The organism is Pinibacter soli (assembly GCF_029961145.1).
In the GTDB taxonomy this organism is placed as follows: Bacteria; Bacteroidota; Bacteroidia; order Chitinophagales; family Chitinophagaceae; genus Pinibacter; species Pinibacter soli.
This window is the reverse complement of sequence record NZ_JASBRG010000007.1, coordinates 1-23793: the sequence shown is the minus strand read 5'-3', so window position 1 is coordinate 23793 and position 23793 is coordinate 1. Positions and strand designations below refer to the sequence as shown.

The 23793-nt window shown below is 41.9% G+C and carries 13 protein-coding genes; 7 read left to right on the top strand and 6 right to left on the bottom strand.

What is annotated here, in order from left to right:
- The first annotated feature begins 2 nt into the window (after nucleotides 1-2).
- Complete coding sequence (locus QJ048_RS11170) at nucleotides 3-1379, top strand: OmpA family protein (RefSeq protein ID WP_282334433.1); 1377 nt, start codon at nucleotides 3-5, stop codon at nucleotides 1377-1379.
- Nucleotides 1380-2106: 727 nt separating this feature from the next.
- Here QJ048_RS11170 and QJ048_RS11165 read toward each other — a convergent pair.
- A complete protein-coding gene (locus QJ048_RS11165) occupies nucleotides 2107-2286 on the bottom strand; it encodes a hypothetical protein (RefSeq protein ID WP_282334432.1) in 180 nt (59 codons plus the stop codon).
- Nucleotides 2287-2667: 381 nt separating this feature from the next.
- Here QJ048_RS11165 and QJ048_RS11160 point away from each other — a divergent pair, with 381 nt between their 5' ends.
- Together QJ048_RS11160 and QJ048_RS11155 are read left to right on the top strand one after the other, a co-directional pair.
- Nucleotides 2668-3747: an SGNH/GDSL hydrolase family protein gene (locus QJ048_RS11160; protein WP_282334431.1), complete on the top strand. Its 1080-nt coding sequence runs from the start codon at nucleotides 2668-2670 to the stop codon at nucleotides 3745-3747.
- A gap of 359 nt (nucleotides 3748-4106) precedes the next feature.
- The gene (locus QJ048_RS11155; protein WP_282334430.1) at nucleotides 4107-4721 is read left to right on the top strand and encodes a hypothetical protein; all 615 of its coding nucleotides are present in this window, start codon (nucleotides 4107-4109) and stop codon (nucleotides 4719-4721) included.
- A gap of 134 nt (nucleotides 4722-4855) precedes the next feature.
- Here QJ048_RS11155 and QJ048_RS11150 read toward each other — a convergent pair whose 3' ends face one another.
- Nucleotides 4856-7339, bottom strand: a complete 2484-nt coding sequence (locus QJ048_RS11150) for a TonB-dependent receptor (protein ID WP_282334429.1) — start codon at nucleotides 7337-7339, stop codon at nucleotides 4856-4858.
- A gap of 447 nt (nucleotides 7340-7786) precedes the next feature.
- On the opposite strand from QJ048_RS11150, the gene QJ048_RS11145 reads away from it, so the two are divergent.
- On the top strand, nucleotides 7787-8017 hold the full coding sequence (locus tag QJ048_RS11145; protein WP_282334428.1) for a hypothetical protein: 231 nt from the start codon (nucleotides 7787-7789) through the stop codon (nucleotides 8015-8017).
- Nucleotides 8018-8035: 18 nt separating this feature from the next.
- On the opposite strand, the gene QJ048_RS11140 is transcribed toward QJ048_RS11145, so the two are convergent.
- Nucleotides 8036-9499 carry a tetratricopeptide repeat protein gene (locus QJ048_RS11140; protein WP_282334427.1) on the bottom strand — a complete coding sequence of 488 codons (1464 nt, stop codon included), beginning with the start codon at nucleotides 9497-9499 and terminating at the stop codon, nucleotides 8036-8038.
- Nucleotides 9500-9720: 221 nt separating this feature from the next.
- On the opposite strand from QJ048_RS11140, the gene QJ048_RS11135 reads away from it, so the two are divergent.
- From QJ048_RS11135 to QJ048_RS11125, 3 genes are all read left to right on the top strand, one after another.
- The gene (locus tag QJ048_RS11135) at nucleotides 9721-12015 is read left to right on the top strand and encodes a caspase family protein (protein ID WP_282334426.1); all 2295 of its coding nucleotides are present in this window, start codon (nucleotides 9721-9723) and stop codon (nucleotides 12013-12015) included.
- Nucleotides 12016-12031: 16 nt separating this feature from the next.
- Nucleotides 12032-15802, top strand: a complete 3771-nt coding sequence (locus QJ048_RS11130) for a caspase family protein (protein WP_282334425.1) — start codon at nucleotides 12032-12034, stop codon at nucleotides 15800-15802.
- Nucleotides 15803-16063: 261 nt separating this feature from the next.
- Nucleotides 16064-16630: a thioredoxin family protein gene (locus QJ048_RS11125; RefSeq protein ID WP_282334424.1), complete on the top strand. Its 567-nt coding sequence runs from the start codon at nucleotides 16064-16066 to the stop codon at nucleotides 16628-16630.
- A 197-nt stretch (nucleotides 16631-16827) separates the two neighbouring features.
- Here QJ048_RS11125 and QJ048_RS11120 read toward each other — a convergent pair whose 3' ends face one another.
- From QJ048_RS11120 to QJ048_RS11110, 3 genes are all read right to left on the bottom strand, one after another.
- On the bottom strand, nucleotides 16828-18807 hold the full coding sequence (locus QJ048_RS11120; RefSeq protein ID WP_282334423.1) for a SusD/RagB family nutrient-binding outer membrane lipoprotein: 1980 nt from the start codon (nucleotides 18805-18807) through the stop codon (nucleotides 16828-16830).
- Nucleotides 18808-18817: 10 nt separating this feature from the next.
- Complete coding sequence (locus QJ048_RS11115) at nucleotides 18818-22147, bottom strand: SusC/RagA family TonB-linked outer membrane protein (RefSeq protein ID WP_282334422.1); 3330 nt, start codon at nucleotides 22145-22147, stop codon at nucleotides 18818-18820.
- A gap of 164 nt (nucleotides 22148-22311) precedes the next feature.
- Complete coding sequence (locus QJ048_RS11110) at nucleotides 22312-23487, bottom strand: ROK family protein (RefSeq protein WP_282334421.1); 1176 nt, start codon at nucleotides 23485-23487, stop codon at nucleotides 22312-22314.
- Nucleotides 23488-23793: the final 306 nt, after the last annotated feature.

Genomic DNA, 23793 nt, shown 5'->3' with positions numbered 1-23793 from the left:
CCATGAAACGACTATTTTCCATAGCGGTATTCAGTATAATATCCGTTATGGCAACCGCACAGGAAGAGCAGAACCATCCTTTGCCACACATTGATACTGCAGTCAATATCGATTCGATGCTGGTGAAACAACGGCAGAAAATTGATTCGACGCCTGTTAACGTCAATCCGGAAGCAAAGCCGTTTATAACCAAACTCAAGACCAAGCCGGCCAGTGATTCCGCCCGATCGGCACAGGAATCAGATGCTCCGCAAAAGAGCTATGATGACAGATGGTTTATTTCACCCGGTTTGCGTGTGCAGGTACAGGATTACAGCCTGGCAAATAAAGGCGATCATTCCGATGTAGATGGAGCAAGCGCTGTGCCATTTGGCAAAAAAACAAACGCATCGATCGCAGTATCGGTGTATAGAAACCTCAGCAAAAGATTTTCTGTAAGTGGAGATATTGGCTTAAGCTTTGGTCACGTGGCCACCACCACAGCTAATGTTACAAAAACAGAATCTAAAACATACAACGTTGTAACCGGTACAATGTATTACCATTTACTGGAAGACAAAAACAAACTGCAACCGTTTATCTCTGCCGGTGTTTATCATCTCGCAGGCGATGCTCCTTACACATCGGCACCACTTGGTGGTGGTGTTAAGTATCATGGCAATGGCATGATGGTTACAGCGCAGGTTGCTTACGCCTACAGCATTAGCACCAACATTAAAAACATGAATCCGATGATGTATTCCATCGGTATTTACCTGCCATTTAAAGGAAAGAAAAAACCAACTGTGCAGGAAACAATTGATAATGCTAAAACACAAGAGAAGAAAAAAGATACTACTACCAGCGCATTGGCTATGTTGAAAAAAGGTAGTCCGTTTGGCGCCATTCCGAACATCAGCATCCTTATTATGATGCCTCCATTTGAGGCAAAAGGCAAAAAAGGCAGAAACGGTATAGGTGGCGACAACGGTGTTGACGACGGAGGTATCAGCCAAGCAAGCAATAAAACAGATGTAGAAAACGCTTTCAACTATCCTCCGTTAACCAAATACACGATCTACTTTAATTACGATTTGGGGGTTCTTACTTCCGGTGCATTCGGCGTACTTGATCAGGTAGTTTATCAGTTAAAAACGAATGACAACATGTATGTGGATCTGTTAGGTTACACCGACTTAAAAGGTTCTGAGGTGTACAACCAGGAGCTCTCTAAAAAAAGAGCGCAGGTTGCATTTGATTACCTGAAGAGCCGCGGCATTCCTGATGCGAGAATGTTCATGAACTATTTTGGTAAGGATAATCCGGTTGTCAATACAAATGACCCTAACGCAGCTTGGAGAAACCGTAGAACTGAAATCGTAATCTACGAGAAGAAATGAACACCGCACACTTCCGAAAAAGTGGATGACGGTTTGATGCAACAATTGTAAAAAATAGCAAGCCCAATAACACAAAAGGCTTCCGGTGCAAACTGGAATGCCTTTTTTTATGCATCCAGACAATGAACCCAGCCTAAATAGTACCAGATACACATCCCTCAACAAAAACAAAAATCCTATTTACTTGACCCGATTCGTTCAAATTATTTCAGCAAGTAAAAGAACTAATGTCTTATGTGAAGGCGTTAGAAAAAAACAATGTTGAAAATGTCTTTTTTGAAATGCCCGTAGACGAAGGCTTAATAACACTGCATTCGCAACTACAGCACGGGATTTATTGATCAAAACGTTTCCAAATGACCGATATCATTACATTGAACAGCCAGATAGCCGGAACTATTCTACAACCGATGGAGTCCATTTAACTCATGCATCTGGTTGGAGATACATTACTTATTTCAAAAACGCTATCATTGAAAATAAGTATTAAAAACAGTAAAACTGAACCAGTTCTACTGTGTTCTAGTTGATAGTTTTAGATTGAGAACAGCGATGATTTTTATTTTAAACTCAAGGCAGCACTAATGGAATAAATTTTGTCAATATAGAAGAAGCAACATTGCTTACAATTTTTTCCTAGTGGCGAAGCAACCATAAAAAATCACATCCCCTAAAAGGATGTGATTTCTAATTTTGAAGACACTCATAACTAAGAAATCATTACTCATCACTGGGAGTTGCAGCCTTTTCTTACATTCCTTCCTACCCTATTTGTCAAATCATCACCAAGATCTTCTCTGGCCTGCTCCGCGATGCTTTGTAATTTTTGAAGAATGTCAGGATAGAGTGTTTGCACATCGTAAGCTTCTCCCGGATCGTGCGCCAAATCATATAATGCAAGCGGCATATTCACTCTCGGTATTTTTCCACTGCTACCGTCCCGCCCCCCGTCATGCCATAGGGTTCTAGATCGCTATAACCCATGTCGTTAAAATAAATAATGACCACATTGGGTACCTTTTGCGTTTGCGCGAAAATGAAATGGCTTATAGAAAGGTCAACTAAACTAGCAATTAATTGTCTCATATTTTTTCTGATGGTGCGTAAAGGTCAAATATAAGATGAGCATGGTATTCACCGAGACGATGTTGCAGTGAGGCGAATAAATGGAACCGGTTGGAATACTGCGGCAGGATTGGGCCAAAATCTGTTTAAATCAGTTTAATCAGCGTCATCTGTATGCTCTATTTTCAAATTTCTGATATCTTTACTCTAAACCAACTTAACTATGCATCGACTGGCCGTCATTACTTTTGCTTGTATTTCTCTGCTTGTTTGTAAAATATCACTTGCACAAAACGTTAAGCACGACGATTCTCATATCCGCTATACGGGTCGTATTCAACAAACGGATAGCACGGCTGTTTTTTACTGGACGGCGTCTTCTGCTAAAATAAAATTTAAAGGAACTGGTATAAGCGTGGTATTGAAAGATCAACTGGGTATTAATCGTTTCACAGTCATTGTGGATGGCAAAGTACAACCAACACTAAACGTTGATAGCACAAAACGAACATACACGCTTGCGAGCGGACTTTCCTCAGGTACGCACGAAGTGGAGCTTTTCAAACAAACAGAATGGGCCATGGGCAGCACTTCGATCTATGGTTTTTCTATTGATAAAGGCACAACGCTATTAGCGGCACCACCGGCTAAGAAAAGAAAGATTGAAGTTTATGGCGATTCGATTACCTGCGGCTATGCAGTGGAAGATTCAACGGGTAAAGACAGAGGAACGGCGCCTTTTGAAAACGGATATATCAGTTATGCGGCTATTACAGCAAGACATTTTAATGCTGACTACGTAAGCATTTCAAAAAGCGGCATTGGCATTTTGATCAGTTGGTTTCCATTGATCATGCCGGAGATGTATGATCGTCTCAATCCTACTGACAGCAACAGTCACTGGAACTTTAGCGACTACAAACCACAAGTGGTGATTGTAAATTTATTTCAAAATGATAGTTGGTTAACAAAAAGGCCGGATCATGAGCAATTCAAAGCTCGATTCGGAACGACAGCTCCTTCTGAATCACAGATTGTTGCTGCTTACAAAAATTTTATCAGCAGTGTACGTGCAAAATATCCTTCGGCAACTATTGTTTGTATCCTTGGCAACATGGATGCTACTGGAGCAAATTCTCAGTGGCCAGGTTATGTTACGCAAGCAGTTCAATTAATGAATGATAAAAAAGTTCTTACGCATTTTATTTCTTACAAAAAAACACCGGGGCATCCCAGCATTCGTGAACAACAAGCGGCGGCAGACGATTTGATTAAGTTTATGGAGAAGGAAGTAAAATGGTAGAGACGCGTGTTGAACGCGTCTCTACCAAGTCTCTGATGAACCTAATGCTTGATTATTTTGTCTGTTGCAATAACGTCGGTACTGGTTTTTATGAGTCATTTTTATGGGGTCAGCAGTAGTGCATAGACGAGCTTTTCTTGCGTCGCACACTTCAACAGTATATCGTTTTTCAGCTATAAAAATTGCAGCTCATCCTGATCAACACGAAAGCCGTTCGTCATTTATTTTTCCATTCAACTTTCAACCATTCAGTTTATTCAGCCATTCAGCTTATTCACAATAAATATTTAACGCGCCAAATACCGGGTTATCCGGAATAACTATTATTTTACTGACTACAAACCATAACCATCACCGTTATGATAATTTATTTGATCATTGCGGGTTCCGCCGCAGTGGCAGCCCTTGTCTTTGTGATTTATCGATCGCGGAAAGTTAAAGGTCAGATCAGGAAGCTGGTTGACCAACGTTTCGAGCGCATCCGTCCTTTGTACACCAAACTTGAACATGCAGAAATTATAAGCCCGGATGATGTTCTACCCTTCGCAAAAAATGTAATGACACGAGAGGCTACTTTTCAACTCCTGTATGACTTTCAAAAACTCGAATTATTTCCCCGCGAATATCTTACCATCGTTAAAAGCGCAGAAAGCAACCTGGCAAACTGGCTTGAATTTCCTACCGAACTTGCTGCTTGCCCCGACGAACTGGAACATATAAAACGCGTATCTATCGATTTCGATGGACAACGCAATTTTGTTCACTATGAAGTTTTCAAGTATAAAGTAAATGCTCCCCATTGGGCAGCGAAGGAAGGTTGGATGCTCGGTGTAGTAGGGCCATATTTTGACCATAGCAAACCATATGACTTTCCGCACGCTACGTTTAGCAGAACCGGAAGCACCGTTGATAAAGTATCAGCAGATGAAGAGGCAACCTGGGTGCATGAAAATATTTTAAACGTTGAGGGGTAGTGTCCGATCAGGCGCACGTAAGTCTTTCCATAAAAAAGTCCCTGGGCGGGACTCTTTTATCAAGTATGTAACAACTGGGATAAAGATCAGCGTAAATCAGTTTAATCAGCGTCATCAGTGTGCTTACTGTATTTCTAAATGCCTCCATTATCATCCCCCTGTCCTTCTTTCTCTTTTTCCTTTTTGAATACAAGCGACCCAAACTTCCATGTGAAGTTTAAAGACACAGAACGGTAAGGAATTTTGCGTATAGATGTGGTAGTGAAATTAGACCCGTATAACTCTGTCCTTTGTGTTACATATTCGCTAAAAGGATTATTGGCGCTCAACGCAAGGCTTCCTTTTTTGTTCCAGAACATTTTGCGTACGGCAAAACTATACGTTGCGAAGGAAGGGTATTTTCCCTGCACTTCGTTTCTCGCAGAATTAAAGTTGCCGAAAAATTCTGCAGTCAATGTACTGGCAAACTCGTACGTCACATTCGCATTGATCCTGTAGTTAAAGGATGTGCGGCTTTGGCCAACATCTATCTGGTTATCGATCTTACGGTGATAAAATGAAAGGTTGGAACGGAACTCAAGCTTTGATACAGGAAAAACATCTGCAAATATGTTGACGCCTGTATTGTCTTCTACACCTACGTTTTCACGTGTGCTTACAGAGACATTGTAGTAAGTTGTATCTCCTACCTGCAGGGAAGGATAATAGGTAACGTACGGTTGAATATCATTCATGTTGTGCCTGTAGAAAGCTGTTAGCGAAACGGAATTTCCTTTACCGAAATCATAGCTATAGCCTGCTTCCACGCGATGACCGATCTCTGGTTTCAGGTACGGATTTCCTGCGGTAATATTTTTAGGATCACTTGTATTAATGAAAGGATTGAGATCGCCGTAGTCGGGCCTTTCAATTCTTTTTGAATAGCTGAGTTTAACATGCTGCCTCTCGCCTATTTGCTTCGATAAAAATATAGAAGGGACAAAAGTGCCGTAAGCCGGCGTCGCTACTTGTTTCTGAGCGTTGGAATAGTAAGAAGAAGTTTCTGTACGCTCATAGCGGCTGCCCACTTTTACATCAAAAAGATGCGCAACAGGAAAACTCAATTCTGCATACGCGGCATACACTTTTTGATGATAATCAAGATTATTAGACAGAGAACTGTCATAGTAATAAGCCTTTTGAACCGGATAATAACCAAGCACATCAGCATCGCTTGCAATATCAAGAAATGTAGTTTTAAGTCCTAATCCCAGCATAACCTTCTTTGCTATGGGCTGGCTGTAATCCAGTGCTATTTGCGTTTGATATTCTTTACCGGGATTGGTGTTCATAGTGCCGGACATCAGCGAATCCTGCGGCATGGCGTACTGCAGGTTATTGGCGTTGATGTGCGAATGCCCAAGACTCGTATTTGCCGAGAGGCTTAACTCCTGATCGTCTCTCGCGAAAGTACGTTTGTAATTGAGCGCAATATCAGTACCGTGAAAATTGTTTTTCGTGTTTCTGTTATTCAGCGTTGCAATATTGGCAAGAGGATTGCTATTGGCATCAAACAGTTGCTGCAACTGGTTTACAGCGCCTCCATTTTCTACCCCGTACATATTGTAGTTAACAGACGCCGCGATGCTGTTGTATTTTTTCCATGTCCAGTCAATGCCCAGGCCGGCTTCAGCACCCTTGCGTTTTACGTTTGTATTACCATCCTGCAACAATGTGGCAGTGGTTTTACTCACTGTGTCAATTGAATTTCTGGCGCTGGTGTAAGGTGTGTTTACTTTGAGTCTTGCGTTGCCGCCTACAAATGCATTTACAGAGAAATTATCTTTCCTTGCATTGAAATTAAAGGATCCGTTTTCTGCACGAGTGCCGGCTGTAAGCGAAAGGTTGCCATTGTAACCCTTGGCCTTGCTGCTTTTCAGAATGATATTAATAATGCCGCCCATACCCTGCGCATCGTATCTGGCGCCGGGATTGGTGATCACTTCAATGCTCTTAATCTGGCTTGCAGGGATAGACTGCAGTACATCCGCAATGTCGCTGCCGAACGCCGTAGACGGACGTCCGTTGATCAAAAAGCGGATGCCGCCATTTCCCGCCAGCTGCACGTTTCCATCAACATCTATAGAAACCTGTGGCACTTTTTTGAGTACGTCTGCAGCAACACCACCTGCTGAAGTGATATCTTTTTCTGCGTTAAATATCATCTTGTCGATCTTATTCTCAACAAGCTTTGGACGTGCCGTAACCGTCACTTCTGCAAGGCTTTGAGCCTCTTTATACAGTAAAATGTTTTTCAAAGTAGTATTGCCGTTCTTCGTCACCTCAATACCAGAAAGAGTTGCAGGCTTATAACCGATGCATTCAATGGTAACGCGATATCGCCCTGCGGAAATATCTTCAACGGTAAAATGTCCGTCTTTTGCAGAGGTGCTTCCGGTTATTGTTTTATTGCTGAAACTGTCCAAAACAGTGATCGTCGCATACTCGAGCGGATCATGTGAAGCCGCATCGGTTACGCGACCGGATATTTTTCCCACATCCTGTTTTCCACCGGTGTGCTGCGCAAATAAGATGTTGCAACAAAACAATACGCTGAGCGTCAAAAGCAAATTCCTCATTCTGATTTTTTTCCGGCAGCAAACCTAAGCGTCAAATCTGGAAACTTTCCGAATTAAGAATGATTTTTGACCAGCGGTAAATAAAAAACCGGGGCCTTGAAAAGCCCCGGTTATTTTTGACGAAATGAAAGCACCAGCTTTCACCCTTAAAAACTTGTAATCAAGATTTTTGTTGGAACGTCAAATTAAACCTTTCGTAAATTGCTGAACTCTACGAATGTATTTGTCAATTCTGAAGAAATTCTGATTTTTTCGGGTCGCCAATGAGCCGTTGCAGGCAGATCGTTTCCTTGTCTACAGTGAAGGGCATACGATATAGATGTAAAAAACCAGCCCGTCCGCCATTGTCAGACAGCAACGAAAGAGGATTGTCTAAACTCTTCCCGACTCCTTTATAGACTTGCATCCGCAAAATAATAACACTACATTAGAGAAAATTAAACCAAAATGACAACCAAACCACATCAGGCTTTCAGGCCGGCATTATTGCTGGCAGTTGTATTTATTGCTGGCATTTATAGTTGTAATAACAATGCAAGTACCGAAGAGAAAAAAGCTGATTCCGCCACGGACACTATGATGAAACCGGCAGATACGACCAAAATGATCATGCCCGCCGACACTACAAAACCTTCTGACACCGGAAGAGAAATCAAAGTTCCACAACCATCGAATTGACCTAAATTTTTATACTGACTATATCACTGGACCAGGCATGGCTTCGTTTGTGCCTTCTTCAGTGATATCTTCTTCATTTTCCTCACCTTCCTCTATTGCCTTGTGATGCTTTAAGTAATTGTATTCTCCTAATTTCTTTAATAACCAGTGTTGAATTCTGTGGTGCGCCGGTGTGATGATGGCTGCGATCGCAACAAAAACAACAATCTCAATTATCGGCGAGTGATGCGATTTTTCTGCAATAAACGGATGCAGCAACAATGTTATGTATTCGAAGAATAGCAACACAGAAACAACGCCCATAAATTCGATCAGTCTTTTGTGCACTTTTCTCCTACTGATGAGTATGCTTATCAAGAAGAAAATAGGAATCATGATTCCTATAAAAAGCAACTGCAGTTTTTCTTTTCTGTCTATTATTTGCTCCTGTCGTTGTTGTTCCAATTCTGCTTGTCTTACCTGCTCCGCGGTAGTCATGTTTTGCAGTTCACGTACTTTCTCTGCGCTTTCAATAGAATCTTTTAACGAACCGGCCATCTCGAGATAAGCATATGCGCTATCGATACTATTGTCTTTCTTATACAATCCTGACAAAAAATTAATAGCACTAAGACTTTTTACAATAAACTGGTTGGCACCTGCAACCGAAAAAGAACGTTTGCCATATTGGAAAGCTGAGTCCCGCTTTCCCATGTGATCAAACACCTGGGCCATACCCAGCGTACTTTCCGTATAGGTAGAGTAATCACTGTTAGCCAAAATAAAAGGTATACCTGCACGATAGTTTTTCAGTGCTAACGAGTCGTTCCCCAATTTTCTATAAATGTTTCCAAGATTATTGAGTGCGGTTCCAATCAACAAGGTGTCATGCTTTTGCGTGCTTATATCGAGGCACTTTTGAGTATACAAAATTGCAGAGTCGAGCATGTCCTTTTTCTCAAAAATATCACCGATGCTAACAAAGCAATAAGGCTCATAACTTTTCAGTTTTTGAGTTATAGAGTCTGGTCTTTTTACTTGCGAATGGTCACTGATAATTGAATCCGCTTTTTTTGCGTACAACAGCGCCTTATCAAAATCTTTTGATGCGGCATATAGCGAAGCGATATAAAGGTAGCTGACAGTAAGGTTTACAGGCAATTTTCGCGCCTCGTCCATCTTCAATTTTACGATTGAATATTCGAGTGATTTAGTAAAATTACCAAGACTTTTATAAGCAATAGCCATTTGACTCATCGCATTAGACTCTCCAGCTATATCGCTATTTTTTCTCGATAAAAACCATGCCCTTTGGGCCAGCAATAGTGCAGAATCGGGTTTGGAATCCTGATAGAGATAGCTAAGTACATTTAATATTTTTATCCTTCCCAGATCTGTTTTTTCTGTTCTCAACAGCGAAGACAAACTATCAATTTCACGTCTTTGCGCAAACACAAATAGCATGTTTAATAGCAGTATGAAGGTGAGGTTCCATTTTTTCATTGAAGCTGCGTATGGTGATGTATATGTAAATTAACATTTATCCGCTGAATTTGTTGTTGGTTAAGTGCTTGTTGTGGTGACGGAATAATTGTATATTAGTGTGGAGTGCGTGCAGCAAACACCGCACCACGCTTACATTTCCTTTCTCCTATTGTAAAAAACAGCCTCAGAGATCTTCCTGTTAGCACTTTCTTTTTTCAAGCCACTAATGCCCACTTACTATGCGATCATGTTTTTTGTCATGCTGCTTTTTATTGCTCTGCCAATTTGTGTTTCCCCAAACGCAAACACAAAGAAACGCGAAAGGCAATCAATACATGTTTTGCGTGGGTATCAATAACTACCTCGCCAATGTTAATCCTGCTACCTGCCAGATATGCAAGGACCGCGGCATCAAAAACCTCAATGGATGCCTAAATGATGTTGATACGATCTCAAAGCTGTTTATAAAATATTACGGCTTCCTGCCGGAAAACGTAACCATCCTGCGTGATCAGGAAGCTTCACGAGCAGCGATACTGGAAACGTTCAACAAGCTACTGACCAAATGCCAAAAGGGCGATTTCATTGTGTTCTTCTACTCTGGTCATGGCAGTTATGAATATGAGTCGGCAAACGACAATCAATTAAGAACCGGCAAAGGTTACCGCAATACTATACTGTCCGCAGATATAGCAAAACCGGGCGTTCCCGACTTTAACAGTGCAGAACTGAATAAAATATTTTCGGGCTTTACTGACAAAGGTGTTGTGCTTACGGTGATAACTGATTGCTGCCATAGCGCGACCAACACACGCGGCAGTACGATATTCGAAGCTGATTCAGCAAGGGAAGTAAAGCCATCACTGGAACCGGGAAAATTCATAAGCGCAGGTGCAGCCACAACACGCATGCTTGGTCAGTCAAACGCACTCACGATTGGCTCTTGCCAGGATAATGAAATTGCAAGTGAAGCACAGGTGGCTCCGAAAATATATTATGGCGCTTTTACTATTAATTTTTGCAGATCCGTTACGGAATGGAGCCAGGCACCGATCGATGTACTGCTTGACAGAACTGTATCAAAGCTGCGGCTTATGAACAAACAACAAACTCCGAATATAGAAGCCGCCCGGCGACGCAGGCAAAATCTTATCGGCAGTGCACCCGCGCAAATAAAAAAAGCGTTTTATTCACTTAAGTGCACCGATTGCTCCGCCAAACAGCTGCCGGTGATAACGGCAGGCTTTACTGACGATATTTTAAACGACGATATACTCGTAGACACCAAAACAAAAGACAGTATCAAAGTAACGAATGTTGGCTTTACGGAAACAGAAGTAATGGTGATCAATCAAAGCAATAAATGGAAAGCGACTGATCTGACTGCATTGAATTTTACCATACTGAAAAAACTGACAAACCCTGATCCTCCGCTAAAAGTATTTCTTGGCAATGGGTTGTCTCAGGATGTTTATGATGATGTGGTGGCCAAAGCAAAAACGTTGTATCAGCAAAGCAATCCCGGCTACCAGTGGATGAATCCTTCGTTTCAAAACTTCCCCGATGCTGTTCTATTTTATAGCAACGGCTGGAAATTAAACAGAGACGGAGTTATGGAAACTTTTACGTTTAGCAGTCCTGATGCAACAACGCTCAACAACCTTATTAATGCTGCAAAATGCCGCAGTGCATATTTACAATTGCCGCCGCCTGCTGCTTTGGTAGAACAACTGCGGGCGAAATTGTCTGTTGAAAAAAACAGAAACTTCAAAGTTGTGAATACCCCTGCAGCAGCGGACTACATGCTTGCAGGGCATTTTACAAACAACGCGAACAATATTGTTTTCGGCTGGGAAAAAACAATTCTAAGTAAAGATGCAAATAAAGGAAATGGGCTTACTGCAGTAACGGATTTTTTTGCCGGCGGCAATACTTATCCTGTTGATAGCTTAGCCGAAAGACTAAGACGACTGTCGGTATTGGCAAATTGGTTATCGATGACATCGCCTCCCCCCGATAAGTCCATGATATTTCCTTTTCACCTTGCAATAAAAAATATCAATAGTAAGCAAAAAGCAGATGATCAAACAACGGGCAAATCCGGCACTGAGGATAAGCTTGACATTGGCATTGAGAAAGATGCAGGTGCAACATTGGCGACTGATAAAACAACGCCGCTGTTTATTTATGTAATGTCGATCGATCCCAAAGGCAACACCTATTTACTGTATCCGCAACCGCGAACAAGTATTCTCACTTATCCCAATAATATTTTGTCTGACACGAGTTTTTATCATCTTGCTACGGTAAGACATACCACAGCGGGAATTTATCACTACGTTTTTATCGCACTGCGAGAGCCTGTAACCAATCGCGATATTTTTACCCGCAGAGGCGTTGTAAAAGGCGACGAGCCAGAGTTGAGCGACAATCCACTGGAAGCGCTGCTGAATGAAGAAGGCCCGGGACAAAGAGGTGATATCAAATCATTTGATCATTGGATGCTGAAGCGGGTGGATATAATTACTCGATAAAAAAAGACGGAACAGTATGATGTGTACCAAACTTTTTTCTTTGCTGCTTTTAGTGTTATCCTTTATGCATGGAAATGCACAATCGCCTTCTCTCGTTTTGCAAAAGGGACATTTGAAAAAAGTAAATTCAGCAAGGTTCAGTGCAGATGGCAAACAACTGGTAACAACAAGCGATGACGGTATCATAAAAATATGGGATGCCTTTAGTCAGAAATTAACTACAGAGTTGGGCGGCAATGGTGTTGTATACACCAACGCATCTTTTACCAATGATGGCAAACAGGTCATCGGTGCTCCCGCACCCGTGCTGGAAATTGGCGATGTCTGGAACGAATTCAACAACCAGGCATTTTATCTTTGGGACATTGAAACGGGCAAGTCATTGAACACGGGCCTGAAAGGAAACGAAACCGCCACACTCAGCCCAAACGGCAAATGGATCGCCTCCCATTCCATTAAAATAAAAAAATACAATGCTGACGGCGACCTGAAGTCTGTGTCAGATGCACCGATTAATATTTACAATGCAACTACTTCAAAGTTACTTAAACAACTAACCCGCTATGAGGACACTACAACAGAGGCGGAGACCTTTATCGCATTTGTGTCAGACAGCACTTTGCTGATCACTGTATTTACAGCACTGAATCATGCAGCTTCTTTATATGTAACAAAATACAGGCTCCTCAACTTTCTAACAGATGCAGAAGTTGCAAGCTATAATGATACGAGCAAAGCCTATAAGGGCGGCCAATGGCTGATGAGCCCCGGTCGCAAATATATCTTTCATTACAATTCCGAATATCATAACATCTTTAAAACACCACCTGTACATCGTGATGCTTTTACAGAACTATGGGATGTACAACATCTCAAAATGGTCTGCAGGTTACCGGTAGCTTTGGAACATTGTAGTTTCAATAAAAACGATTCTGCAATGTTGATGACATACCTGGTTTCCAGGCCCGATAGGCCCGACACTCCGCCGGTTGCGAAAATGGTGCGCTTCACATTGAGGGACTCTATGCAGACATTAATGCCGCAAGATGCATATGACAACGCCGTGATCACCACAAGCGGCAATGGACAGCTTTATTATGCTGCAGCTCAAATGACACTGTATGATCATGACACACTCTGCCGGATCAGCATTTTTAACAATGCGCACAAAATGATCAGTCACTGTGACATCAAAAATCCGGTGTCTGCAATGACGTTCAGTCCCAATGATAAATTTCTCGTGACAGGTCATCAAGACGGAAATCTGAGCCTGTGGGATTTTACAGATTCAATAGCGAAAGAAATCGCCAATAGTATCAATGTGATAGACCCTGTAACGTTAATGCATACCAGCAGTTTTTCTCCGAAAGTCTGGTACGTTACAAGAAGTATGTTCGGCATGCAAAATGTAAATTCTATAGACAAACTGACGTTTATTCCATCACCCTCTTCCACCATTTTAAACGTTCAATACTTATTTAAAGACAAATACAGCATTCTTGATCTTGGAGAAAACTTTCAGTCAAATGGCATGCTGATGATCATTAACAACGACACGCCTTCCATTATAAAAGAAATTCCTTACAATACGCATTCCGATACAAAACTGCTGATAGGAAACGATTGCAATACGCCGGAAAAACCCGGTGAAAACAAAAGGTTCATTAAACTCAACTATCCCGGACTGCAATCTTTTACAGTAAAAACAACGTCCTCCGACATGGTGAACCCGCGCAGACACATGGGTCCACCAACCGTAACATTGATGTTCGGTATGTTGAAAAGCAACAAAGGCACGGATACGACTTTGCTGTTTGCCGATGGAACCAACATTCCATACAACAATGAATTGAGAAGCTACATTACAAAGTATGATGTCCCCTATGCGATAAGCAAAGCTGCTCCCAAAAGCGTTGTAACGCCCATTTCAACGAAGCAGGAATACCTCTTTTTTCCGATGCCGATTATTAGCGATGATGGGAAATACCTGATCGGCACGTTTGAAGATGGCGACAGCCGCTCTAATCCTGGTTACACTTATTGCCAGGACCTTCGGGGAAATATCGTTTTCAAAACCCCACTCTCTTTTAACGGTGAAAAACTCGGCTCTATCACCAACAAATACATCACCAGTCCTAATAAAAAGACCGCTTGTCTTTTAGCTGATCCGATGCTATCCGTGGGTGCTCATTTTGCGCGGATAATAAATGCACAAAACGGCACACCACTCTACAACCTAAAAATGAGAACTGCGGGAGTGGTGAATGGCGCGGTGTACACGCCTGACAGTAAGTATATATACACATGGTGCGAAGGTGGCACCTTAACGAAATGGGATCTTGCAAATGGCCGCGAAGTTTTTACAATGGTGTTTTTTAAAGATCATGATTATGCGATCATTTCTCCGGAAGGCTACTATTTCATTTCTTCCCGAACCGATACCAAATATCTGAACTTCAAACTCAACGGCAAGCTGTATAATTTTAATCAGTTTGATTTACAGTTCAATCGTCCGGACAAAGTGCTGGAAACCATTGGAAGCAATGATCACCGGCTTATTAACGAATACTACAAAGCATGGCAGGACAGAATAAAGAAGAATGGTTTTACAGAAAAAGATTTCAACAATAAAACATTGCATGTGCCATCAGTGGTGGTTAACGCGGAAAATATACAGCCGTTTACCCCTACACAACAACTGACTCTTACATTCACTATTTCCGATAGCCTCTATAATATTAAGAGCTACAATATTTTTATTAATGATGTGCCGCTAAATGGAATTAATGGTAAGCAACTCATGAATGCATCGCACATTGCGAACATTACGCAGACAGTTTTGCTGAGCGAAGGCATGAACAAAATTGAGATGACTTGCACAAATGAAAACGCCGCATCCAGCAGAAAAGAGGCATTGTACGTAACCTACACACCAAACAAGCCATTAAGTTCAAAAATCTATTTCATCGGCATTGGCATTAACAATTACAGCGCCCACTCTTCGTTCGTAGATCTCAGCTACTGCGTAAAGGATATACGTGATTTAACAGCTGCACTCAAACAGAAATTCGGCAACAAAATGTTAATCGACACATTGATGAATGAAGCCGCCACGAAAGAAAATATTCTTGCTCTCAAACAAAAACTGATGAATGCTTCTGTTGATGATAAAGTGATCGTAAGCTTCAGCGGACATGGCATGGTGGATCCGCAGCATCCTGATGATTTTTATTTTGTAACGGGCAATACAGATGTAAATGATCCTTCGCTAAATGGCATTTCTTATGCGCAACTGGAAGAATTGCTCGACAGTATTCCTGCAAGAAAAAAACTATTGCTGCTTGATGCATGTCACAGCGGGGAGTCTGACGGCAGCATGAATACCAGCGCCAACAATATACCCGGCACAAAAAAAGGAAATGATGATAAGGATAAAAATAAAGCAGGAAGTATTGAAATTCTTGATGTGGCAGAAAACAATGATCCATCGCAAAGCTCCTCCACAGATATATTTAAATTGATGAAAGAAGCGTTTGTAGACATTCGCCGAAACAATGGAGCTTACGTTCTTTCTGCCGCACAAAGCAATGAATCCGCCGGAGAAGGCGGCGGCATTACCAATGGTTGGTTCACATCCTGCATCATTGCACAGCTTCAGCAAAACAGCAAAATGAGCATTAACGAACTGAGCACAAAAGTAAACCAGTGCGTGAGTGCCAAATCCGGCGGCAATCAAAACACTGATAACCGCCAGGAACTGGCAGAATTCAACTGGCAGTTGTGGTGAGGAAATGACCGAATAACTGAGTGGCTGAATAGATTGAATAGATTGAGTAAACTAAAAGCCGAATGAGTTATTGATTGATACAATTAGGTTATTTGCCACCTAAAGTTCAGTTTATTCAGTCTACTCAATTATTCAGTTATTAGTTACTCAGTTATTTAGTCCATTCAGTCATTCTGCATAGTGACCATAATCATAAACTTTGATTTATTCCGTCCCTATTTTGCGGAATCGAACTCTGAAAACATTGAAAAAGCAAATAACATGAATTACAGTACCTATAAACAACTGTTTGACGAAATTCTAGAAAACCCGCATCCAGCCGCGCCCTATGATGACGCTACGTATCTGAATTACGTTCGATTAAACAGGTCAAGAATGAGGCGTTGGGATGCACAAATGGCTTTGGACAAAAAACTGGTGACTCAACTAAAGCAAATCTCTCAACCACAACACTGGATAATCATTTCTGAACCCTGGTGCGGCGACGCAGCACACACAGTGCCGTTTCTGGTACAGATGACGGAGCAGAATGATTTGCTGACTTACGAAATACAGCTTCGTGACAGTGATCCATTCCTGATAGAACAATATCTTACCAATGGTGGCAAAGCTATACCGAAATTAATAGTGAGAGATGATACCGGAAATGACGTCTTTGTTTGGGGACCGCGAGCTATTTCAGCTCAGCGACTGGCAAACCATTTGAAGTCCGCAAACGCAAGCAAATTAGAAATCCTCGATTCTCTACAACGCTGGTACAACCAGGACAAAGGCGAATCTCTCTGTTTAGAACTTTCTGTTTTCCTAAAGGAAAAAGAACTGGCTTAAACAGTATTGAACAGAAATTTTTATTAGGGAAAACGATGATTTTTCGTTGATCCGAAAAAAGAGCAATTGTTTTTTTAATTACAGTCACGGAACAAATCGTCAAATAAATAGAGTCGCACATAACGGCTTACCTCCAATAAAAAGATCCGGTCTTACGACCGGATCTTTTTCTATGTTTTTTAAGACCACCATCATTCTTATTCCAATGCATTCTTCCATTTTGTTGTACGGCCTGTTAACCATACAGGAAGATCAGGATTGTTTGAAGGACTAATGATTGCCCAACCATCCGGATCAGAAGCCTGAACGCTGCTTGGGTAAGTCATCCTTTCTTTCCATTTGTATCTTTCGTACATAGCCGCAGGGTTAGTGCCCACATATTTAATCAATCTGCGTGCAGCAGTGTATGGCACTTCAAAGTTAAACAACTGATAATGCAACTGAAGCTGATCAAAGATCGCCTGTACTTTTTGCTGGCTTGACATTGCGTCAAATTTCGAAGCTGCAAAGTCCGCATACGCTGCTGCGTTATACTCCATCGCAGGTCTGTTGTTGATTCTTGAATCATCCATTGTTGTTGGCAACGCAGGTAAAGTTGATTTGGAATATTGATTGTTTATATTCAAATTATACCAGTATTTGCAAGACAATATGATCGCATTCTTGTAGTGTTGAGTTGCAGTTCCACTCACAGGGCCCAAGCCCCTAACGGCTGCTTCAGCCAATGAAAGTTCTGTTTCCACTGCGTGAATGGTTGGATATTTCGCTGCGAAGTTGAATTCCGGGCGAATGTTGAGCTCTGCTATCAGCGGATTTTCTGTACCTACGTTGCCCTGGTTGTCATCGTAGTTTGCCAGTCTGCTGCGCAAGTTGGTCAACAGAAATGCTTCACGTTTTGTGAGATCTGCCTTTGAAGCGGCATCCAATGCGATTGACTGACTATTGTTTACACCATAATAAAAAGTTGTTTTATTTATGTCAGTCAGAATCGGATCATTGATGTACATACCACGCAAAGCTTTGTTCAGATAACTATTTGGATCGGTATTGCCATCCCATTTAGTGTCCAGACCAATATATCTGCCACTCCAGTCAGGAGCAAATATGTAAGAAACGCGAGGGTCAACAGTACCTGCCACTAAACCTGCTGCGGAATTTTCGCCGCTAAAGTATTGCAGTGTTTGTCCGTTTACCACTTTGCTCGTCTGTGTAGGTGTAACGTTCATTACATCCTGCAGGAATTTTTTTCCGGCACGGCAGTCATCAACTCTTTCTCTGTAAGCTCTGGTAATACCCAATTCGTTACAAATACGATTAAGAGCAATAAGCGTAACGTCGGACACACCTGCCTCATCGTTATAAGCAGACAATAACGGTTTGCCCTGCAGCTCAGTAAGCACCTGGCTTGTAAGTTGAGGCATTACCTCACTTACGTTCATGGCAGCACGTAGTCTTAGTGAATTGATATACTTGCGCCATTGCAGAATGCTTCCACCCAAAAGGATGTCCTGTTGAGTAAAGGATGCCTGTTCAGTGGAAGAAAGTGTCAGGCTTACCAATGCAGCTTCTGCAACTTTATAATCGTTGATTATTTTCGGATAGATGTCTGACTGGCCCAGGTATTTTGCCTTAATGCCATCAAGACCGCCTGCTGAACCTGTCTCGATGTACGGAACTTTATCGTACAAATCAGTAGCTCTCTGGTATGCAAAGCCTTTCAGCACATGCATCAGGTTTATATATAAACTGTCTAATTTGGTTCGTTTTGTTGACGAATTGAACTCATGTTGAGCCCAAAGGATTGGAGTGATCCATTGTGTATTAACGAAGTTGAAAACAGTTTCGTTAAAGCCACCTGTACCCCAGTCATGTTCAACATCTGCCAGAGCTTTGGCGCTTCCTTCTGACATTACGTTATAAGCCTGCATGGAGCTTGCGATGGTTCTGTTTCCACTTCTTACCTGGTGGTAAGTGGCCCCATAATCACCAGTAAGAAAAAATCCCTGACTCAACTGAGAAGTGAAGAAGCCGGCTATTACGCTTACTCCTGAATTATTGGCCTGGCTTCTCGAATATCCATCAGGATTTTGATATAGATCGTCTAGGTTTTTCTTACATGCCACCGATGACAGCAACAACGTAAGCAAAACGGCTGATTTTATTTTTACGTATTTCATCTTAGTTTTTTTAGAATTTAGTTTTAATAGAAATACCTATTGAACGTTGTGCAGGCAATGCTGTAGTTCCGTAAGAACCTACGCCCCATCCTGTTCCGTTAGTTGACTCAGGTATTGAATTCGGTGCAGCTTTGTATAGGTAGGCAACATTATTTGCAAAAACTGAAATAACCAGGTTTTGCATTTTGATTTTTTGAGCAATTTTTGAGCTAACAGTGTAATCAAATGCTAAGTTACGCAATGCTATATAATCGCTCTTATAAATTCTGTCCTCAGGGAAGAAACCGTTTGAGAAATATGAATCATAATAGTAATTCTCAGCAGTCACCACCTTAGTATTTGTTTTACCATCTGTAGTAACACCATCCAGAATCACACCATCGTGGAAAGTGTTTCCATTAGGGTTGTTACCCGCAACTTTGTTTGAATTTGCATCCAGGTAATAAGCAACACCACCATGTGCCGCATCCCTGTATTTCACTGACTCGTTCAATGAACCCGCTGCCATCATGTAAGTTTCTGCACCTGAAAGAATCGTAGCACCAAACTGGTAATCGAAGTTTGCAATAACGCGCAAATTCTTGTAAGCGAAAGAAGTGAAAACGCCTCCTGTTAAATCTGGAATTGTTTTACCCACCAGTTTTTCTGCGCTTTTGTAATCATAAGCTGAACCCGCAGAATTCACCACTCTTTTTCCATTGTTAGGATCACCTGCTTTGTCGTAAGTATAAGTTGCTTTAGTTGCATAAAGCTGACCATATTCCTGACCAACTTTTGCCACTGCATTCACAGAGTTGAACGCGGTCCACAATGTGAGTGATTGCAGTTGTCCGTCCAGTCTTTCAACAACAGTTTTGCCATGAGCAAAATTCAGATTAAGATCCCACTCGAAATCTTTGGTTAAGATTGGTTTTGTTTTAATAGCCAGTTCCCAGCCTTTGGTCTTAACCGAACCAGCATTCATTCTATAATTTTTAAAACCTGTGCCCGGAGGAGCGGCTACCGCCATGATCTGGTCGTAGATAGTTGAATTGTAGTAAGAGAAGTCAACACCCAATCTTCTGTTTTTAAACAGGTAAGTTTCAAAACCCACTTCATATTCGCGTTTACGCTCGTTTTTCAATTTTGGATTGCCTGCTGAATCCATCGGAGGCAAATCCGGCTGAGGAGTAAACACATAGCCACCGCCAACTTGAGAAACAGTATAATTTATGTTACTGAAATAACGAGGTCCGGGGCGACCCACTTCTGCATACGATGTTCTTATTTTAGCATAATCAAATATCGTCGGCAATTTTAGGGTTTCGCTTAATACCCATGCCGCGCTTATGCCAGGATATGGATAACTTCTGCTTTCTTTTGGCAAAATAGATGACCAGTCGTTTCTATATTGTGCCTCCACAAAAAGCTGATTTCTCCATGCCAATTGCGCAGATCCCACCAAAGCGTACAACAAGTCCTCACCATTTTGAAACTGGTATGTAGGTTGTACACCCTGTGGCAGGTTAGTAAATGAGAAGAAGTTTGGAATTACCATACCTCCGCCACCGTAACCATTTACAGCTGCACCTTTTCCTTCAAGTGTATTTTTCTGAACGATACCACCCACAAAGCCGGACAATGCCAGGTCTTCATTTAGTTTGGTGTTGAAGTTCAACATACCCTGACCATAGGTATTCTTGTAAATGTTCGTTACATCACTGTACATCATACCACTGTTAGGTCCAATTAATGAAGGGTCCAGCAATTTTCCCTTATACACATTTCTCTCCGTGCTGTAATCCAATCCGCCTGTTGCAGTGATGCTGAATATCTTAGAAAGTCTGATATCAGCAGTTAAAGACTGGATATTGTGGTTTCTTGTAAAAGTGGAATTGTTTTGCGTTTGGTCCCACAAATAACCTACAACAGCTTTTCTACCGTTGGAAATTAAATATTTATTCGCCGGAGAAGCAAAGTAGTTATATCCGTCTGCAGTTACCATGTGCTGATTTAACAAACCTACATTGATATCTGCGCTATAAGCACCGATTTCTGCCTGCTGTCCTTCACCATTCATTGTGTTCAGGTTGGCGGCATTTACGTTTTGGGAAATGAAAAAGTTGCCTGCGTATCTTAACGTAACAAAGTTGTTTACTTTGTAAGACGTGTTAAGGCTGAAAGTGTTTTTATCATATTTTGAACCTGGCCTTGTACCAGGCATAGTTGTATTGGTGTATGAGAAACGGATCTGTCCCTGCTCATTTGCACCGCCTACAGAAACGTTTGTTGTATTCTGATGGCCCGTTTGGTAAAGATCATTGTAGATATTGCTGGTTTGAGCCTGCCATGGTCTTGATACTCCGTCCCACCATACAAGACTTACGCTTGGGTCAAATTTTGGTCCGAACGCAGCAGCACCGAAGCCATCTCCCAATGTTGTAGCAAGGGTTCTTTTTCCTGTAGCCGGATCAATATAATATCCTTGTGCGTCGTTTCTTGAGTTGCTTGGGCTGGAACCTGTTCCATACTCAGTTTGCAGTTTAGGAAGAAAAGCTACGCGGTCCCATGTAGTGGTGAATGAAGCCGCGACGCCCAATCCTTTACCTTTTGCGCCGCTTTTGGTGGTGATCAATACAACACCATTGGCACCTTGATAACCGTATAATACTGAGGCTTTCGCACCTTTCAAGATTTCGAAAGAAGCAATATCATCAGGGTTAATATCATTGATACCTGTACCATTATCACGATCAGTAGCAGCGTATCCCATTTGCGTATTTTGGTCATGAATTGGAACACCGTCCACAACGATAAGCGGGCGATTTGATGTGCTTTGGTCAAAAGACACTGCGTTACGAATGTTGATCTTCATACCGCCGGAAGGACCTGCAGCTGTAGATGCAACAGTTACACCCGGTGCCGCACCATATAGCGCCTGCAAGGCGTTGGAAGGCGTACCGCTGGCCATGATCCTGTCGCCGTCCACTTTTGACACAGCGTAACCTAGCGCTTTTGATTGTCTTTTAATACCAAGGGCAGTAACAACCACTTCATCTGTAGTTTGACTGCCGGCAGAAAGCAATATCTGCATGGAAGAAGAAGCAGCTACTTCTTTAGTGGCAAATCCAATGTAAGAAATAACCAGGTGTGCACCTTGTTTTACACTGATTGTAAAGTTACCACTCGTGTTGGTTGGCACTCTGTTGGATGTACCTTTTTCTGTTACAGTGGCCCCTTCCAGTGCGTGGCCAGTTGAGTCTTTAACGGTACCTGACACCGTCATTTTTCCTTGCCCAAAGGCGATGCCCCCTATGCAGAAGAGCATAAAAAGCAAAAGAAACGTTTTGGTTGACTTCATCGTTTTTTAGTTTTTAAAATTGAAAGAACAGATTTGGTTAGTATTAAGAACGAGGTACAGTTAACCATTAGAGCCAGACACAAACATTGTGAAATATGCTGCCGCACTGATATACGGCGATTACATATTTCTTCGGGCAACTATGATTATCAATTATTTTTTTTCTAGGGTACTTTTTCGAAATGCTCCATCACAAGAGCCGCCGCACCAATCAGTTCTGCATGATGTCCAAGGGTGGATATTTCGATAGAAGTTTTTTCAGACAACTTGGGTATACAATGTTCATTAATGGCCTGTTGTATGGGAGCTTGCCATACTTTTCCTGCCGACGCTCCACGGCCACTTAAAATGATCACTTCAGGGTTTAGTACGTGTATCAGGATAGCTGCAGCACGTCCAATGCTATAGCCTGATTCTGACAGCAGTTCAATTGAGAACTGATCGCCTTTTGCCGCAGCATTAATAATAGTCTCGGTCGCTTGTTCGTAGTTCTCGGGAATGGATTTTAACATGGAAACTTTTCCGCTATTCAGTCCCGCCTGCGCTTTCTCTGCAATCTGGGCGAGCGAAGCTTCTGTTTCCAGACAACCTGTTTTACCACAACTACAAATCTTGCCATTCGAAAACAACGGTATATGGCTGAACTCACCGGCAAATCCGTTGTTCCCTCTAAAGAGCCCGGCATTTAAGATCAGCCCGAGGCCTATCCCCCATCCAATGTTGATGACCATTGCGTTTTTCTTATTTCTTGCAGCACCAAAACGCAATTCGGCAAGGGCTATCAAACTACTGTCGTTATCAATAAAAACAGGCATCCCCACAATACTTTCGAGGTACTTTGTTACGCCTTTTTGCTTCGTCTCAAAGAATGAATAGTTGGTGTCTCTTTCTATGTCAATAAGGCCCGGCATGCCGATACCCACACCGCTGATGTTTTTCTTATCGATTCCTGACTCCCCCACTAACCTGTTTATTCTCTCTGCCAATTGGTCCAGTGCATCAGTTGTATTCGCTAATGGCAACTCAAACTTCACTATAGGGGTTACAAACCTGTTGTGCATATCGAGAATGGCTACACGGCTCACAAACTGATCCATCGCTACGGATACTATGTAAATGATATCGGGTTTAATAGAGTACATCAAAGGCCGGCGCCCTCCTTTTGACGGAGCATGGCCTGTTTCCAATACGGCACCCTCGCTAATAAGGTCGTTCAGCACCCTTGTTGTCAGGGGAATGCTTTTTTCTATCCGCTCACTTATATCTGAGCAGGATAGCACATTTTCGAAATATAGCTGACGCAGAATTTTTCTTCTGTATTGAAAGATTTTTGCAGTCATATAAGCTTCGTTAGTTATCCTTTTTGGCAAAAGTTTAACTAATATAGAATATCTTTTTAAAAAAATGCAAGAAGTTTTAAAATGTTTTTAAAATAAATATTAACATTTTATTGTTCTAACATGGAAATGGGGACAATTTAAAAATTTGAGGATTTGAAAATTTGAAAATTAGAGATGCGGCACGTTGGCGAATTCAAACATCTGTATAGTCCTAAAATAAGTTGACAGATTTTTAAATTGTCCCGGTTGCCTCAGGTGACCGGGATTTTTGTTTGATATACCTGTTCGGGTGTTTGCATGTGTAAG